13 protein-coding genes are annotated in these 15,625 nt (G+C 70.3%); 5 read left to right on the plus strand and 8 right to left on the minus strand.

What is annotated here, in order from left to right; all coding sequences use genetic code 11:
- Nucleotides 1-148: 148 nt before the first annotated feature.
- The gene (locus tag EV141_RS00490) at nt 149-1,171 is read left to right on the plus strand and encodes a LacI family DNA-binding transcriptional regulator (protein ID WP_130484031.1); all 1,023 of its coding nucleotides are present in this window, start codon (nt 149-151) and stop codon (nt 1,169-1,171) included.
- A 13-nt stretch (nt 1,172-1,184) separates the two neighbouring features.
- Here the strand turns inward: EV141_RS00490 and EV141_RS00495 are convergent, their stop codons facing one another.
- Nucleotides 1,185-1,970, minus strand: a complete 786-nt coding sequence (locus tag EV141_RS00495; protein ID WP_130484032.1) for an SGNH/GDSL hydrolase family protein — start codon at nt 1,968-1,970, stop codon at nt 1,185-1,187.
- 86 nt (nt 1,971-2,056) lie between these two features.
- Here EV141_RS00495 and EV141_RS00500 point away from each other — a divergent pair, with 86 nt between their 5' ends.
- From EV141_RS00500 to EV141_RS00510, 3 genes are read left to right on the plus strand one after another with little or no spacing between them, the layout of a single operon-like run.
- Nucleotides 2,057-3,319, plus strand: coding sequence for a DNA polymerase IV (locus EV141_RS00500; protein WP_130484033.1), 1,263 nt, complete (start codon nt 2,057-2,059; stop codon nt 3,317-3,319).
- A 12-nt stretch (nt 3,320-3,331) separates the two neighbouring features.
- The gene (locus tag EV141_RS00505; protein ID WP_198675483.1) at nt 3,332-5,119 is read left to right on the plus strand and encodes a DEAD/DEAH box helicase; all 1,788 of its coding nucleotides are present in this window, start codon (nt 3,332-3,334) and stop codon (nt 5,117-5,119) included.
- A gap of 53 nt (nt 5,120-5,172) precedes the next feature.
- Nucleotides 5,173-6,276, plus strand: coding sequence for an alanine racemase (locus tag EV141_RS00510; RefSeq protein ID WP_241968913.1), 1,104 nt, complete (start codon nt 5,173-5,175; stop codon nt 6,274-6,276).
- A gap of 30 nt (nt 6,277-6,306) precedes the next feature.
- On the opposite strand, the gene EV141_RS00515 is transcribed toward EV141_RS00510, so the two are convergent.
- Genes EV141_RS00515 through EV141_RS00535 form a run of 5 tightly spaced genes read right to left on the minus strand, consistent with a single transcriptional unit; the run spans nt 6,307 to nt 13,787 of the window.
- Entirely contained in the window at nt 6,307-7,008 is a 702-nt protein-coding gene (locus EV141_RS00515; protein WP_130484034.1) for a type 1 glutamine amidotransferase, read from the minus strand.
- A 30-nt stretch (nt 7,009-7,038) separates the two neighbouring features.
- The gene (locus tag EV141_RS00520; protein WP_130484035.1) at nt 7,039-7,860 is read right to left on the minus strand and encodes a DUF1206 domain-containing protein; all 822 of its coding nucleotides are present in this window, start codon (nt 7,858-7,860) and stop codon (nt 7,039-7,041) included.
- 53 nt (nt 7,861-7,913) lie between these two features.
- A complete protein-coding gene (locus tag EV141_RS00525) occupies nt 7,914-11,426 on the minus strand; it encodes an error-prone DNA polymerase (protein ID WP_130484036.1) in 3,513 nt (1,170 codons plus the stop codon).
- Between the two features lie 16 nt (nt 11,427-11,442).
- Entirely contained in the window at nt 11,443-13,017 is a 1,575-nt protein-coding gene (locus EV141_RS00530; RefSeq protein ID WP_130484037.1) for a DNA polymerase Y family protein, read from the minus strand.
- A complete protein-coding gene (locus EV141_RS00535) occupies nt 13,017-13,787 on the minus strand; it encodes a hypothetical protein (RefSeq protein WP_241968914.1) in 771 nt (256 codons plus the stop codon). Before EV141_RS00535 ends, EV141_RS00530 begins: the two co-directional genes overlap by 1 nt.
- A gap of 89 nt (nt 13,788-13,876) precedes the next feature.
- Between EV141_RS00535 and EV141_RS00540 the strand changes: the two genes are divergently transcribed.
- A complete protein-coding gene (locus EV141_RS00540; RefSeq protein ID WP_130484038.1) occupies nt 13,877-14,173 on the plus strand; it encodes a hypothetical protein in 297 nt (98 codons plus the stop codon).
- A gap of 18 nt (nt 14,174-14,191) precedes the next feature.
- Here EV141_RS00540 and EV141_RS00545 read toward each other — a convergent pair whose 3' ends face one another.
- Both EV141_RS00545 and EV141_RS00550 read right to left on the minus strand, forming a co-directional pair.
- Nucleotides 14,192-15,019 carry a hypothetical protein gene (locus EV141_RS00545; RefSeq protein WP_130484039.1) on the minus strand — a complete coding sequence of 276 codons (828 nt, stop codon included), beginning with the start codon at nt 15,017-15,019 and terminating at the stop codon, nt 14,192-14,194.
- Nucleotides 15,009-15,599 carry an RNA polymerase sigma factor gene (locus EV141_RS00550; RefSeq protein WP_130484040.1) on the minus strand — a complete coding sequence of 197 codons (591 nt, stop codon included), beginning with the start codon at nt 15,597-15,599 and terminating at the stop codon, nt 15,009-15,011. Before EV141_RS00550 ends, EV141_RS00545 begins: the two co-directional genes overlap by 11 nt.
- Nucleotides 15,600-15,625: the final 26 nt, after the last annotated feature.

Genomic DNA, 15,625 nt, shown 5'->3' on the forward strand with positions numbered 1-15,625 from the left:
GGCGGTCGTTCTGTGAACGTGCACAGAGAGCGATGAAGAAAAAGACCCCGGAGGATCTGTGAGCGCTCACAGAATAAGAACGGGCTGCAGCGCGTGTCAACCACCAATTGGCAATCGGCGTGTCGCGCCGCGTGGATACACTGACCCCGTGTCTGAGACCCGCACCCGCCCAAAGCGCGCCACGATCTTCGACGTGGCCGCCGAGGCGGGGGTGTCGCGCGGCACCGTGTCGCGCGTGCTGAACGGCGAACCATACGTGTCGCAGTCGGCCCGCGAAGCGATTGAGGCCGCGATCGACAAGGTCGGCTACGTGCGCAACACGGCAGCCCGCAACCTGGCGACTCAGACGTCGGGGGCCGTCGCGCTGATCGTGCACGAGCCGCATGCGGTCTTCGTCGAAGACCCCAACATCGGCGCAATCTTGCTCGGCACCAACACCGCGCTGAGCGATGCCGACTACCAACTCGTCTCGCTGATCATCGACAGCGATCGCGACACCGACCGCGTGGTCTCGTATCTGGGAGGGGGCTTCGTCGATGGCGCCATCGTGGTGTCGGCCCGCGAAGACGACCCGATCACGGCGGCGCTCGAGCGCCTGCACATTCCCACCGTTCTCGTCGGTCGCCCCGAAACGGCGCCGGAGTTACCGTCGGTCTCGATCGACAACCGCACTGCCGCCCGCGACATCACCGAGCGGCTCGTGAGCACCGGTCGCCGGCGCATCGGCATGATCGCGGCCGCACTCGACCGCGACTCGGGTCGCGATCGTCTCGCCGGCTTCCGGGATGCTCTGGGCGACGCGTTCGATGACGCACTCGTCGTCGAGGTCCCCCTGTATTCGTTCCATTCCGGCCAGGAGGGCATGCGGCAGTTGCTCCGCCGCGCGCCCGATCTCGACGGAATCTTCGCGGCATCGGACGCGATCGCGGCGGGCGCGGTCGACGTCCTCAAGGAGGCCGGGAAGCGCATCCCGAACGATGTCGGCGTCGTGGGCTTCGACGACAGCGCGTGGGCCTTGCGGTGCCAGCCGGCGCTGTCGACCGTGCGGCAGCCCGCCGGCGCGCTGGGCGCCCGAGCCGCCGAACTGGTGCTCGACGAGATTCGCCGCGGCGAGCGCCAGCGCGGTGTCGTGCTGCTGCCGACGGAAGTGGTCTGGCGGGACTCGGCCTAAGCCGGCACCACAGCTAGTCGCGCGTGCCGCGGGGGTGCGCCAGGGTCGAGCGCTTCGCCTGAATGAGGTCGCCAGACGACTGGTGGCGAATGCGGCGCAGTACCCACGGCACGAGATACTCGCGCGCCCAGCCGATGTCGTCGGTGCGGGCCTTGCGCCACGACTGACGGGGCAGCGGCTCGGGGTGGCGCGGTTCGAGACCGTGATCGATGCCGAGCGCCTCAAGCATCGCGATCGCGATGGTGTGATGGCCGAGCGGCGAAAAGTGCAGGCGGTCGCGATCCCACATCTGCGGATCGCGCAACTGACGCAGCGCCCACATGTCGACGACGATCGCGTCGTGCCTCGCGGCCACGGCCCGCAGGTTCTCGTTGTAGATCGCGACCTTGCCGCGAATGCGCCGCATCACCGGCGTCATGCCGATGTCGGGGCCGTTGAACATCACGACGGTCGCGTCGTCGCGCCGCAGACGCGCCACGGCGTCATCAAAGCGGCTCGCCACCTCGTCGGGGTCGGTGCCGGGGCGGATGATGTCGTTGCCGCCGCCGGAGATGCTGATGAGGTCGGGCCGAAGCTCGAGCGCCGGCTCGATCTGCTCGTCGGTGATCTGCCCGAGCAGGCGGCCGCGAATGGCGAGGTTGGCGTACGCGAAGTCATCGGTCTGGTCGGCGAGCACCTCGGCGACGCGGTCGGCCCAGCCGCGGTGGCCGCCCGGGCTCTGGGGCTCAGGGTCGCCGATGCCCTCGGTGAACGAGTCACCAATTGCCACGTAGCGAGACCAGGGGTGGAGCTGAGTCATACCCACCAGCGTGGCAGATGGGCTGGTCAGGGCGCATCCGCCGCGCGACGGACTCCCACGTCAGACCGCGGTGCGAGGATCATCGGGTGAGCAAGCAGGACGGATCGAGGCGGCAGGTCACCGAGCAGCCGAGCGATGACGCGAGTGCGCGCATCCTGCATCTCGATATGGACGCCTTTTTCGCGTCGGTCGAACTGCTCGACAAACCCGAACTTCGCGGCAAGCCCGTCATCGTCGGGCATCGCGGGCACCGCTCGGTCGTGACGGCCGCCACCTACGAGGCGCGGGCCTTCGGGGTGAACTCAGCGATGCCGATGGCGGTGGCCCTGCGACGCTGCCCGCAGGCCGTCGTGCTTGAGCCGCACTACGACCGCTACGTGCACTTTTCGAAGCGGGTGATGGACATCCTCGGCGACGTGACGCCGCTCGTCGAGCCACTCAGCATCGACGAAGCGTTTCTCGACGTCGGCGGCTCGCGCGCGCTGTTCGGGCCGCCGTGGCACATCGGGCGGATGCTGCGCGAGCGCATCAGGGACGACACCGGCCTCGTCGCCTCGGTGGGCGCCGCGTCGACCAAGTTCGTCGCGAAGCTCGCCTCCTCGCGCGCGAAGCCCGACGGGCTGCTCGTGGTGCCGCACGAGCAGACACTGAGCTTCCTGCACCCGCTGCCGATCAGCGCGCTCTGGGGCGTCGGGAAGGCGACGGAGGAGCGCCTCGCGCGGCTGGGTCTGCGCACCGTCGGCGACGTCGCGAACACTCCCGTTGATGCGCTGCGGCGCGCGATCGGCGAGGCCGGCGCGGCGAAACTGCACGCACTTGCCTGGGCGCGCGACCCGCGCTCCGTCACCCCCGAGCGCGCCGAGAAGTCGATCGGCCACGAGTCAACCTACGAGCGCGACCTGCTCGAGCAGGAGGCCATCGACCGCGAGCTGCTGCGGCTCGCCGACGGCGTGGCGCGGCGCCTGCGGCGGGCCGGCTTCGTCGCGCGCACGATCGCCGTCAAGGTGCGCTTCGGCGACTTCACCACGCTGACGCGCTCGCAGACGCTCGGCGAGCCGACTGACGTCGCGCAGCGCATCGCGCAGGAGGCGCGAGCGCTGTTTCGGGCGGCGCACACCGACGGTCGGGGCATCCGCCTGCTGGGCGTCCGCGGTGAGAACCTGCTGCCCACCGGGCAGGTCGAGCGGGGTCTCTGGGACGACGACGAGGGCTGGCGCGAGACGGAGGAAACGATGGATGCGCTCACCGCGCGCTTCGGGAACGCCGCGATCCAGCGGGCGAGCCATTTGGGCTCAGAGGGGCGCCGGCGCTCGGCTCGGTCGAGCCGCGATGTCAGTCCCAGCGACTAGGGTTTTGTCACCGTGACAGCCTCCTTCCGCGCCGCCCCACACGTGGGCACCTTCGCGGCCGAGCACCTGTCTCCCTCCTACCCCGAGCGCGCCGCCCGCGGTACCGCGAGTCGTCTGCGCGCCTGGCAGGCCGAGGCGCTCGACCGCTACTTTGAGACCGAACCACGTGACTTCTTGGCCGCGGCCACGCCGGGGGCCGGCAAGACCACCTTCGCCCTGAGGCTCGCGACCGAACTGCTCGCGCGCCGCACCGTCGACCGCGTGATGGTGGTCGCCCCTACCGAGCACCTCAAGAAGCAGTGGGCCGACGCCGCGCACCGCGTCGGTATTCGCCTCGACCCCGGTTTTCGCAACTCGTCGGGCGGCATCGCGCGTGCTTTTCACGGTGTCGCCGTGACGTACGCGCAGGTGGCAGCAAAGCCGTACCTGCACCAGACCCTCACCGACCAGGTGCCGACGCTCGTCATTCTCGACGAGGTGCACCACGGCGGCGACGCCCTCAGCTGGGGAGACGCCATTCGCGACGCCTACGCCGGGGCGACGCGCCGGCTGTCCCTCACCGGCACCCCCTTCCGCAGCGACACCGCGCCCATTCCCTTCGTGCGCTACGAGCCGAACGATGAGGGCATCCGCATGTCGGCGACCGACTACAACTACGGCTACGGGCGGGCCCTTCGCGACGGCGTCGTTCGCCCCGTGCTCTTCATGAGCTACGCCGGGCGCATGCGGTGGCGCACCACCACCGGCGATGAGATGGAGGCGGTGCTCGGGCAAGACGACACCAGCGACGTCACCTCGCAGGCCTGGCGCACGGCCCTTGACCCCGAGGGGCAGTGGATGCGAGGGGTGCTCGAGGCAGCCGATCGTCGCCTCACCGAGGTACGGCACCACGTGCCCGATGCCGGCGGCCTCGTCATCGCGACCGACCAGACCGTGGCTCGGGCGTATGCGGCGCTGCTGCACCAGATCACGGGCGAGGCCCCCACGGTCGTTCTGAGTGACGAGCAGGGCGCCTCCGAGCGCATCGAGTCGTTCAGTGCAGGCGATTCGCGGTGGCTTGTCGCCGTGCGCATGGTGTCGGAGGGCGTGGATGTTCCGCGACTGTGCGTCGGCGTCTACGCAACCAGCGCATCCACGCCCCTGTTCTTCGCCCAGGCAATTGGTCGGTTCGTGCGGGCGCGTCGGCGCGGTGAAACGGCGAGCATCTTCATTCCCAGCGTGAAGCCGATCCTGCGGCTGGCGAACGAGCTCGAGCGTGAACGCGACCACGCGCTCGACCGCGAGGGGGCGGGCGACGGTGACCTTCTCGACGACTCGCTGATCGACGACGCGAACCGCGACGAGAAGGCGAGTGACGACCTCCTCGCCGAGTACACCTTCGCCGCGCTCGAATCGACCGTGACCTTCGACAAGGTGGTGTACGAGGGCGCCGAGTTTGGGCAGCAAGCCGAGGTGGGCAGCCTGGAAGAGCTCGACTTCTTGGGGCTACCGGGCATTCTCGAACCCGACGAGGTGACGGAGCTGCTGCGCCATCGGCAGGCCCGTCAAGCGCGCCGAGCCGCCGAGCGTCCGCCCACCGCTCCCGTGTCGACGCCCGAACCGATGTACCGCTCGCTGAAAGAGCAGCGCAGCCTGCTCAACAGCCTCGTGGGCCTGCGCGCGAAGCTCACCGGTCAGCCCCACGGCCACATTCACGCCGAGCTGCGTCGCATCTGCGGTGGGCCAGCTGTCGGGCAAGCAACGGTGGCGCAGCTGCAGGCCCGTATCGAGCTGCTGCGGCGCCAAATGCAGAGCAACTAGGGCTCGCACGGGGTAGGGGTCCCTTCTGCGGCAGTCTGCGGCAGGATGGCCCCGTGCGCGATACCCCGTATGCCCGCATTGACGTCGCCGTGCTCGAGCAGAACCTCGCGCGAATGGCGGCTTACGCGCGAGCGCGCGGAGTGGCCCTGCGCCCCCACGCGAAGACCCACAAGTCGCCCGACATCGCCGCGCGGCAGCTCGCTCACGGCGCCGTGGGGCTCACCGTTGCGACGGTGGCCGAGGCCGAGGTGTTCGCCGCGCACGGCGTGGATGACCTCTTCATCGCCTACCCGCTGTGGCTCGACGGACCGCGAGCGGCGCGGCTTGCGGGTCTCCTCACGCGTGGCCTGCGGCTGCGCGTCGGGGTGGATTCGGTGGAGGGCGTTCGGATGCTCGCCGACGCGACCGCAGACGTCGACCGCTCGCGACTGTCGGTCGCGATCGAGGTCGACTGCGGGCATCACCGCAGCGGCATAGAGCCGCACGCGGCCGGCGAACTGGCGCAGCGGGCCCACGATTCTGGACTAACGGTCGACGGCGTGTTCACCTTCCCCGGTCAGTCGTATACGCCAGACGGCATGAGCGAGGCCGCCATGGACGAGCGGCGTGCGCTCCGCGTCGCGCGGGACAGCGTGACCGCCGCGGGCCTGCCGTGTCCGCTCGTGAGCGGAGGGTCGACACCGACCACGGCCCGGGATGAACTCGCTGTCGAATCTGACGACGTGCTCACCGAACTTCGCCCCGGCGTCTACGCCCTCGGAGACGCACAACAGTGGGAGCTCGGGGTGATCGAACCCGCGTCCATCGCGTTCGGCGTCGTGACGACCATCGTCAGCCGGCGGGATGGGGAAGACGGAGCAGCGCGCCTCATCGTGGATGCGGGCAGCAAGGCGCTCGCGAGCGACCGCGCCAGCTGGGCGAGCGGGTATGGGCGCGTTGTCGAGCATCCGGATGCGCGGATCGTCGCGCTCTCGGAGCATCACGCGACCATCGTGGTGCCTCACGGCGCCGCATCGGATCTCGCCCTCGGCGAGCGGCTGACCGTGGTGCCGAACCACGTGTGTACCGCCGTCAACCTCGTTGACGAGCTCGTCGCCGTCGGCCGACACGGCGACGAGGAACTCTGGGTCGTCGCGGCGCGCGGGGCGAACACCTAGCGCGGTACTGCCGCAGCGAGCGGCTGTGCCCTACTGATCGGCGCGCGCCGTCGCGAGCTCGGCGGCGCGGTCGAAGAAGCGCTCAAACACACCGCGGCCGGTGAGCACGACCTGATCGGCGCGCGCGGGGTCGAGCTCGGCGTCGTCGGGGAAGTCGTCGCGCAGTGACTGCACCTCGGCGCCGCCCATCTCGAGGTGGAACTGGATGCCGTACAGACACGAACCCAGCCGGAACGCCTGCTGCGCATATTGCGGGCTCGTCGCGAGGTGCACCGCGCCTTCGGGGAGGGCGTAGGTGTCTTCGTGCCAGTGCATCGCCTCAAAGCGCGGCCCCGCCGGGCCGAGCACCGGGTCGGCGAGGCCGTCTGCCGTGAGGTCGACGGGCCCCAGGCCGTCTTCGCTGCCGTTGTCGCCGTCGAGCAGCTCACCCCCGCCGGCGATGGCCAAGAGTTGCGCGCCGAGGCACACGCCGAGCACGGGCAGGTCGCGCTCGATCGCGGCGGCGAGCAGCGCGCGCTGCCCGGCCAGCGACGGATGCTGGTCATCGTCGAGCGCGCCCATTGCGCCCCCGAGAACGATGATTCCCTCGTAGGCGTCGAGCGCATCCACGCTGGGTACCGGTTCGCCCTGATCGGTGCGAACGATGCGCAACTCGATGCCGCGCTCGTTGGCGACGTCACCGACCGCGGCGGGGCCTTCGAACCACATCTGCTGGATCACGAGCCAGGTCATGTGCTCACCCTAGAGTTTGTCGCCGCCGGTTCAGTCGAGGCGGGCGTAGCGGGCGCGGGCGACGCAGTACACGCCGTACGCGATGAGCCCCAGGGCGACGACGAACAGCACGGCGGCACCGAACGGCAACTCGAGCAGCGAGCGCAGCGCGCCGTCGAGGCCGGTGGAGCGGGCCGAGTCGGAGGCGACGGCCGCGCTGATGACCAAGACGCCGAGGGCGAGGAGGGCGATTCCCTTCGCGATGTATCCTCCGATGCCCAGCGCGGTGACGACCCGGCCGACGGTGCCTCGCGGCGTGGTGATGTCGTCGAGGAAGTCGCGCTTGATGCCCTTCGCGATGAAGTAGACGCCGATTGCGAGCACGACGAGGCCGGCAATCACCACGAGAATCACTCCGGCCGGTGCCTGCAGCAGGGTGGCGGTCGCGCTCTGCGCATCGCCCGACGAGCTCGACGAGCCGCCGAGCGCGATGCGCACCGCGGTCGCCGCGAGCGCGAGATAGGTCAGCCCCTTGGCGACTGCGATACCCACGTGCTTGGCGGTGTCGTCGGCCGGCCGGTCGAGGATTCCGTCGACGATGAGCCACAGCCCCAGCGCGGCGAGACCGAGGGCGACGACCCAGATCAGGATGCCCCCAGACGGTGTGGAGGCGAGGCCCTGCAGGGCGCCGCTCGGGTCGGCGTCGCCGCCCCCGCCGCCGGGGGCGATGAGCCCGAGCGCGATGAAGCCGATGAGGATGTGCAGGAGGCCGTTGACGGCGAAGCCTCCGCGGGCGAGCCCTCGCCAGACGCGACTGTCGCGCAGGTGGTGGGCGCTCGCGTGGGCGGGTGATCGGGATGTGCGGGGGGACATGCCGCGAGAGTAGTGCCGTGAGAGGCCGCATGGAGCGAACGTTCGGGCTGTGCTCAGCGGAAGTCGCGGCTCGGCATCGTTGCCTTCAGCGACAGTGCCTCGACGCGGTCGGCGACGACGTTGACGACTCCCTCGGGCGAGCGCTCGAGAATGCCGCGCACGATGAGTGCCCGACTCTCGCGCACCGTGCGCCGGTAGCGGCCCCAGAGCCCCACCGAGCAGATGATGTTGGCGAGCCCCGTCTCGTCTTCGAGGTTCAAGAAGGTGATGCCGCTCGCGGTCGCGGGTCGCTGTCGGTGGGTGACGACGCCGGCGACCTCGATGCGCCTGCCCGGTTCTGCGCTGCGCAGCTCGCGGGCACTCAGCACTCCCCGAGCCCGCAGGCGATCGCGGGCGTAGCGCACGGGGTGGTCGCCGGGGGCAACGCCGGTCGAGACCAGGTCGGCGACCATGCGCTCGGCGGGTTCAAGGTCGTCGAACAGGGGTGGCTGCACGGCGACGACGCTGCCGGGGAGAAACTCGGGTCGCGCCTGGGCTGCTGCCCCGGCCGCCCACAGCGCCTCACGCCGGGTCATGCCCCACACCTCGAAGGCGCCGGCCGTGGCGAGCGACTCGACCTGGGCGGCGGTGAGCCCCGTGCGATACACGAGGTCGGTGAGGTCGCGGTACGGCCCGTGCCGCTCGCGTTCGGCGATGACCTTCTCGGCCGTGTCCTTCCCGAGCCCCGACACTGCTCCGATGCCCATGCGCACCGCGAGTTCGCCGTCGCGGCGGTGGGGGATGAGGTCGTCGAGTTCACCGTCGGGGGAGTCGGGTCGGAAGACTGGCACGGGGGGTTGTGCGCGATTCGTGCAGGAGCGGAGCCCCGTCGGCGAGGCGCTGTGCGCATCCGCCGGAAGGGGCGAGAACGGGTCGTCGACCGTGAGGTCGACCCGTTCGAGGCCCGCCTCGACGCCGGAGCGCACAATGCAGGGCCCACGCACTTCGACGCCGTGCCGTTCGGCGTCGGCGGTGAGCGAGGCGGGGGAGTAGAAGCCCATCGGCTGGGCGCGCAGCAGGGAGGCGAGGAAGACGCCGGGGTAGTGCAGCTTGATCCACGAGCTCGCGTAGACGAGCAGGCCGAAGCTCAGCGAGTGGCTTTCGGCGAAACCAAAGTTCGCGAACGCCTGAATGCGGGCGTAGATCTCGTCGGCAAGCCGCCCGGTGATGCCGTTCGAGGCCATGCCGGCGTAGAGGGTTTCACGCAGCGACTCGATGCGTTCGAGGCCGCGCTTTGAGCCCATGGCGCGGCGCAGCAGGTCGGCGTCGTCGCCCGTGCAGCCGCCGACCGCCATGGCGATCTGCATGAGCTGTTCTTGAAAGATGGGTACCCCGAGGGTGCGTTCGAGCGGCTCGACGAGCTTCGGGTGGTCGTAGACGATCGGCTCTTCGCCGAGCTTGCGCTTGACGAAGGGATGCACGGCGCCGCCCTGGATGGGACCGGGCCGGATGAGCGCGATCTGCACGACGAGGTCGTAGAACTTTCGGGGTTGCAGGCGCGGCAAGAGCCCCATCTGGGCGCGACTTTCGACCTGGAAGACGCCGATCGAGTCGGCGCGGCACAGCATGTCGTAGGTGGTCTGTTCTTCTTTCGGGATCGTCGCGAGCTCCCACCGCTCGCCGAGGTGGTCGTCGATCAGGTCGAACGCGTACTGCAGGGCGGCGAGCATGCCGAGGCCGAGCAGGTCGAACTTGACGAGACCCATCCAGGCGCAGTCGTCTTTGTCCCACTGCAGCACGGTGCGCTTCGTCATGCGGGCGTGCTCGATGGGCACGATCTCGCCGACGGGCCGGTCGGTGAGCACCATGCCGCCCGAGTGGATGCCGAGGTGCCGCGGGTAGGTGAGCACCTGCTGGGCGAGGCCGACGACGGCGTCGGGAATGTCGTGGTCATCGCTCGACAGCACGGCGCCCCAGCGCTCGACCTGGCGGCTCCAGGCGTCTTGCTGGCCGGTCGAGTAGCCGAGCGCCTTCGCCATGTCGCGCACGGCGTTCTTCGGTCGGTAGCTGATGACGTTGGCGACCTGGGCGGCGTTGCGCCTGCCGTACGTGTCGTAGACGTACTGGATGACCTCTTCGCGCCGGTCGGAGTCGAAGTCGACGTCGATGTCGGGTTCTTCGTCGCGCAGTGCCGAGAGGAAGCGTTCGAAGGGCAGCTTGTAGTAGATCGAGTCGACGGCCGTGATGTTGAGCAGGTAGCAAACGGCCGAGTTCGCGGCAGAGCCGCGACCCTGGCAGAGAATGCCGCGCGAGCGGGCGAAGCGCACGATGTCGTGCACGATGAGGAAGTAGCCGGGGAAGTCTTTCTGCTCGATCACCTCGAGCTCACGCGCAATGCGCGCCCGGTCGGCGTCGGAGGCGTCGGGGTATTTCTGCGGAACCGCCTGCCAGACGAGCTCGCGCAGCCAGCTCATGGGGGTGTGACCCTCGGGCACGGGCAGCTTCGGCAGCTTCGGTTTCGCCTGCCGCAGCGAGAAGCCGAGTTCGCGGGCCAACTCGACGCTGCGCGCGACCGCGCCCGGGTACCGAGAGAACAGGCGCTGCATTTCGGCGCCGCTGCGAAGGTGCGCGGTGCCGGCGGCGGGCAGCCAGCCGTCCATGTCGTCGAGGCTGCGCCGCGCGCGCAGGGCCGCGAAGGCGCTGGCGAGCGGGTAGCGGGCGGGGTGCGCGTAGTGCACGGCGCCGGTGGCAACGATCGGCAGCCCCCGCTCGGCGGCGAGGGCGGTGAGCGCGTCGTTGTAGACGGTGTCGAGCGGGCGCCCGTGGTCGAACAGCTCGACGACGACGTTCTGCCGCCCGAAGCGTTCGACGAGCGCGTCGAGCTCACGCCCGGCCGCATCGACGGATGCGCGGCTCGGCACCGTCTGCCCGTTCGGGTCACCGGCGGTCAGCGCCGTGCGCACGGTGCCTTTGCGACAGCCGGTCAGGATCAGCCAGTGGTCGCCAGCGGTTGCGTCGCCACCCCGACCGGCGTGCTCGGCGAGCACGTCGAGCTCGTAGCGCGGGCGCCCCTTCGCGCCGCCGGCGAGCTGCCCGTCGGTGAGGGCGGCGGCCAGCCGGTGGTAGCCCTCCTGCCCGCGGGCGAGCACGAGCAGGTGGGTGCCTTCGGGGTCGGGCTCGCCCATCTGGGGTTTGGTGAGCCCGAGCGACAACTCGGCACCGAACACCGTGGTGAGGCCGTACGGTTCGGCGGCCTCAGCCATGCGCACGACGCCGTAGAAGCCGTCGTGGTCGGTGAGCGCGAGCCCCGTGAGGCCGAGGCGCGCGGCCTCTTCGAGCAGCTCTTCGGGGCTCGACGCCCCGTCGAGAAACGAGAAGCTTGAGTGCGCGTGCAACTCGGCGTACGGCACAGTCGTTTCGGGGTCGGGCTGTTCGACCTGGGCCGGTCGGTAGGGGGCGCGCTTGTTCGACCAGGCGGGGGAGTCGCTGCCGTCGCCCACCGTGGGTAGCGCGGGGTTGGGACGGTTGCCCGAGCGCAGGGTGCGCTCGAGTTCGCTCCACGGAATCGGCGGGTTGTGCCAGCCCATCAGTGCTCGCCAGCCATTAGTCGTACCGCGCTTCTGCCCACCAGCTGCCGCCGTCGAGCACGAGCAGCCAGGCGATGCCGGCCTCGTCGACGACCTGCAGCCGGTAGATCTTCTGGCGCTGGGCGGTGTCCCACCAGCGTTCGTCGAGCGGCCACGGCCCCGCCCACGAGCGGATCGGCCGCGTCGCCCCACCCGCGCCGGGGGCGAATGCGGCGGGCACACTGGTGACGCGCAACCGGTCGTCGATGAGCACAACGTCGCCGCGCCCGTCGATGACAGTGACGGCGTGCCGGCTCGGGAACACGGTGGCGGGGGCCGGCTGTGGCAGCGCCCCCGGCCAGGGCCGGTCGAGGGGTCGTTGGTGCACGGCGCGGTCACCCCACGGCACGAGGATGCGCCGTTCGGCGAGCGTGCGCCCGCCGGCGCGCTGCGCGGTCACGACCGACTCGTGGCCGAGCATGCTTTGCACGCGCGACAGGGCGTGGTGCACGCGGTCGTCGGGGCCCGCGCCCCAGAGCCCCGGCTCGTGGTTGACGGTCGCATCGACACTGTCGGGGGCGATGCGCACCCGGGTGACGGGTGAGGCGAGCCCTGGCCCGAGCGCCGCGTCAGGCTTCTGGCCGAGCCGGCGCGTGGACCCGCTGAGCTGCCAGCGCACCCGGTCGACGATCTCGCTCGCCCGGAAGGCCCGCGGGTGCAGCCACACCCGGTCAGATTCGCGCCCCGTCTCGTCGGTGACGCTCACCCGCACGGCGGTTGCCACAAGCCGCCGTGCCGCGAGCTGTTCCACGACGTCGTCGGCGAGCTGTCGCACGGCGAACGCGATCTGGTCGACGCGGTCGAGGGGTGGTTCGAGCTCGATGACCCGCTCAAGGTCGTCGGGCGGAGTTCTCGGGATGATCGGGGTCGCGTCGGCTGCCCCGGCGAGCGCGTGCGCGTGGGCACCCGCTGGCCCGAACCGCTCACGCACGGCCGTTGCGGGCAGCACCGTGAACGCTCCGAGGGTGCGCACCCCGAGTCGGGCGAGCAGGGTCGCAAGCTCGGGGTCGGCGAGCGTCGACACGGGCAGCGGCGCGAGGTAGGCCGCGGCCGCCCCCTCGGCGACGATGCGCACCGGCGAGTTGGGCCGCGTGTCGCGGGCCGCGCGGTCGGCGGCGAACGGGCCGTCGGAGACCCCGACGCGCGCATCCATCACGCCCTCGTCGATGACCGCGCCGATCAGAGCAAGCGCTGCGGCCTTTTCGCCGCCGTAGTAGCGGGCGGGGCCCCGCGCGGCAAGCGCGACGAGGCCGGGCCGCACGATCTGCACGCCAGCAGCGCGCTCTTCGATCGCGTCGATGAGGGGGGCGAAATGCCGGTGGTCGCGGTCGTCGTCGTGCGCGACCACGACGAGCTGCGGGCATGCACCCTGCGCGTCGCGGCGTTTCTGCCCCCGGTGTACGCCGTGGGCGCGTGCGGCGGCCGAGCAGGCGACGACCCGGTTCGCGGCCATGATCGCGATCGGATGCGCATTACCTGCCGGCGCCGCCTCGTCGCGTACCGCGGCAATCACCGGCCAGTCGGGCACCCAGAGGACGATGGTGCGCTGCATCAGCTGGCCCTCCGCGGCAGGGCGGTGACGGGAGCCGGTCGAGCGCCGCCCGTCTGCACCGCGCCCAGGCGCCCGCGCCCGGCGCCGAGCGGCGGGTCGAGGCGACGAATGCCGAGCTCGGGGTCGGGCAGCACGAGTCGCCCGCTGCGCGGCGCGGCCGAGCGGCGCGAGCTGACGGTGACGGTCACCTCGCGCTGGGTGAGGTAGCCCCAGCCCTGGCCGAGCCCCGACCAGCGGCTCGCGGTGATGCTGATCATGGCCTCGGTCTGCGGCCAGGTGCCGACGACGAGCAGGGTCGCCCCGCGCTCGCGCAGTCGCCCGGCAAGCTTCGTGACGGCGCCATCGCTCGCGGCACGCCCGGGCTTCACGACGATGACGCTCATCGCGTCGGCGATCGCGGCGGTCACCGTGAGCCACTGGTCGCCCGGGTGCGGCACGAGCACGAGCCGGTCGAGGTCGATGCCGAGCGACTCGGCTGCCTCGACCCCGAACTCGGGCATGCCGACGACCCCGCACCACGAGCCGGCCTGCGAGGGCCCGGCCAGCAGGGCCATGACGAGCGCGCTCGAGGCGGTCACCGAGTAGGCGGCGCCCTGCTTCAACCCGCCGTCGGGCAGGAGGTCGGCGAGTGCCTCGTGGGTGGGCGTGAGCTTCGTGTCGAGCGTCGTGCGCTGCATCGCATTGATGCGCGCCTGCAACGCCTCAACGGCCGAACGGGTCGGCTCGGGGGAGGCGAGGGCAAGGGCGGGCACCTCTCCATGGTCGAACATACGTTCGAATATGGCAAGCTGCACCGACATTCAGTCGGCGTGTCGGGGGACGCGTTGACGGAACGGCGCCGGGGGAGGAGGCTTCGCGCATGATTCGGCTCACGACAACCGCGGCGCTGGCCGCTTGTGTCGCCGCCTGCCTCGCCGGATGCGTGCCAACCGATTCAGGATGCTCGGGCGGATTTGACGCCGAGCTCACGCCCGACGCGTCCGGCTACGCGACCCCGATCGAGGCCGCCGAGGCGTGGGCCGCCACCACCGCTGCGCCCGACACGGGCTGGGTGGAGGCGGGGGAGACCGTCGTCGCCGACGACTGGGTGCTCACGGTCGTGGAGGCAGGCGGGGGTGGCTGGCTGGTCCAGTCTCAGCGCTGTGCAGAGGGCTGAACCAGCGAGCCTCATGCCCTACCCGTCCTCTCGCGACAACTGCCAGCCCATGTCGAGTTGCTCGAACTCGGCCGCGTAACACAGGGCATCATCGGCTCCTGCGACGGCTTCGATCCGGTAATCAATGACATCGGCATCTCGATCGACGACGCCGACAGACCAACCAAGGTCCTCCATACAGGCGATGTAGCGATCGAGCCCCGCAAGGTATTCATCCCGGGTGACTGTTCCATCGGCGAGCGCGTCCTGCTGTGCGTTCGACGGTTCGGCGCGCTCGGGTGCTGCGGCCCAGGACACCCAGATGACGTAGCGGTCCCCGGAGGTGCCACTCACGGACAGGGTGCGCGGGGCCTCGTCGCTCACGTCGTATTGCGAGCTGAATCCCCCGATCGTGGGCCCCTCGACGACGTCATCGCTGTCGCACTGTACCCAGCCGTCGGGCGTCTCATCGATGGTGATGTCAAAACGTCCCGGGTCGATGCAGCCCACGCGAAGGGCGAGAGTCGACGCATCCTGCGGGCGCTCGCCCAGTTCGACAATGGTGGTCCCTGACCCGGTGATGATCAGGGGTGTGCCAAAGAATTCGGTGCCGGGAAAGGTGATGGAACGCATCTCTTCCATCTCGATCTGTACGGCGCCGATCGTCTCCTGTGGCGAGAACGCCCCGGTGGCGGCGACAGCGGCACCCGTCGTCGCGCCGGCGAGACCAAAGGCAAGTATCGAGGCGGCAACGACCCGCCCGGGGGCGTAGCGGCGCGGCGATTCCGGGGTGGATGCACGTGCGACAAGCTCGGCGCGAAGAACGGCATCGCGTGTGGGGCCCTGGGGTGCGGTGTTAGGCGTCATTGCGGACTTCTTCCCATCGTGTCGGTCGAGCGGGGTGTGGCGTGATGGCCTCGGCGAGGCGGCGTTTCGCGCGAGACAGGCGTGATTTGACTGTGCCCTGCGGGACAGCGAGAACAGCGGCGGCTTCGGCATCGGTAAAGCCCTCAAGAACGCAGAGAGTGATGACCTGCCGATCGGCTAGTGAAAGCCCTTGCAGTGCCGCACTCGCAGGTCCGTCGTCATGACGCTCCGCATGGTCAGCGACCGGGGCATCGGCAGGAAGCCTGGCGAGCAGCGCCCGGTGCCGGCGAGCGCTCCTGCGGAGGTTCTGCGTCACCCGTGTCGCCGTTACCAGCAACCACGGCAGGAGAGAGCCGTCGACTAAGCGCGCGTCGGCACGGCGTCGCCAAGCCTCAAGGAAGGTGATTGCGACGGCATCGTGCGCGTCCTCCGGAACGGGAACGAGTCGGACAACATGGCGGTAGACCCGATCGCGGTGACGATCAAAGATCTTTCCGAAGCCCTCGCCGTAGCCGTTTTGCGCACGGATCCAGTCGTCCTGGTCGGCGCGCCCGTCCGGCGGGGAATGTGTCGGATCCATACCCTGAAGTGTCCGGCAGGTGCCGA

Origin of the sequence: Microcella putealis (assembly GCF_004216575.1) — a bacterium.
Lineage (GTDB): Bacteria > Actinomycetota > Actinomycetes > Actinomycetales > Microbacteriaceae > Microcella > Microcella putealis.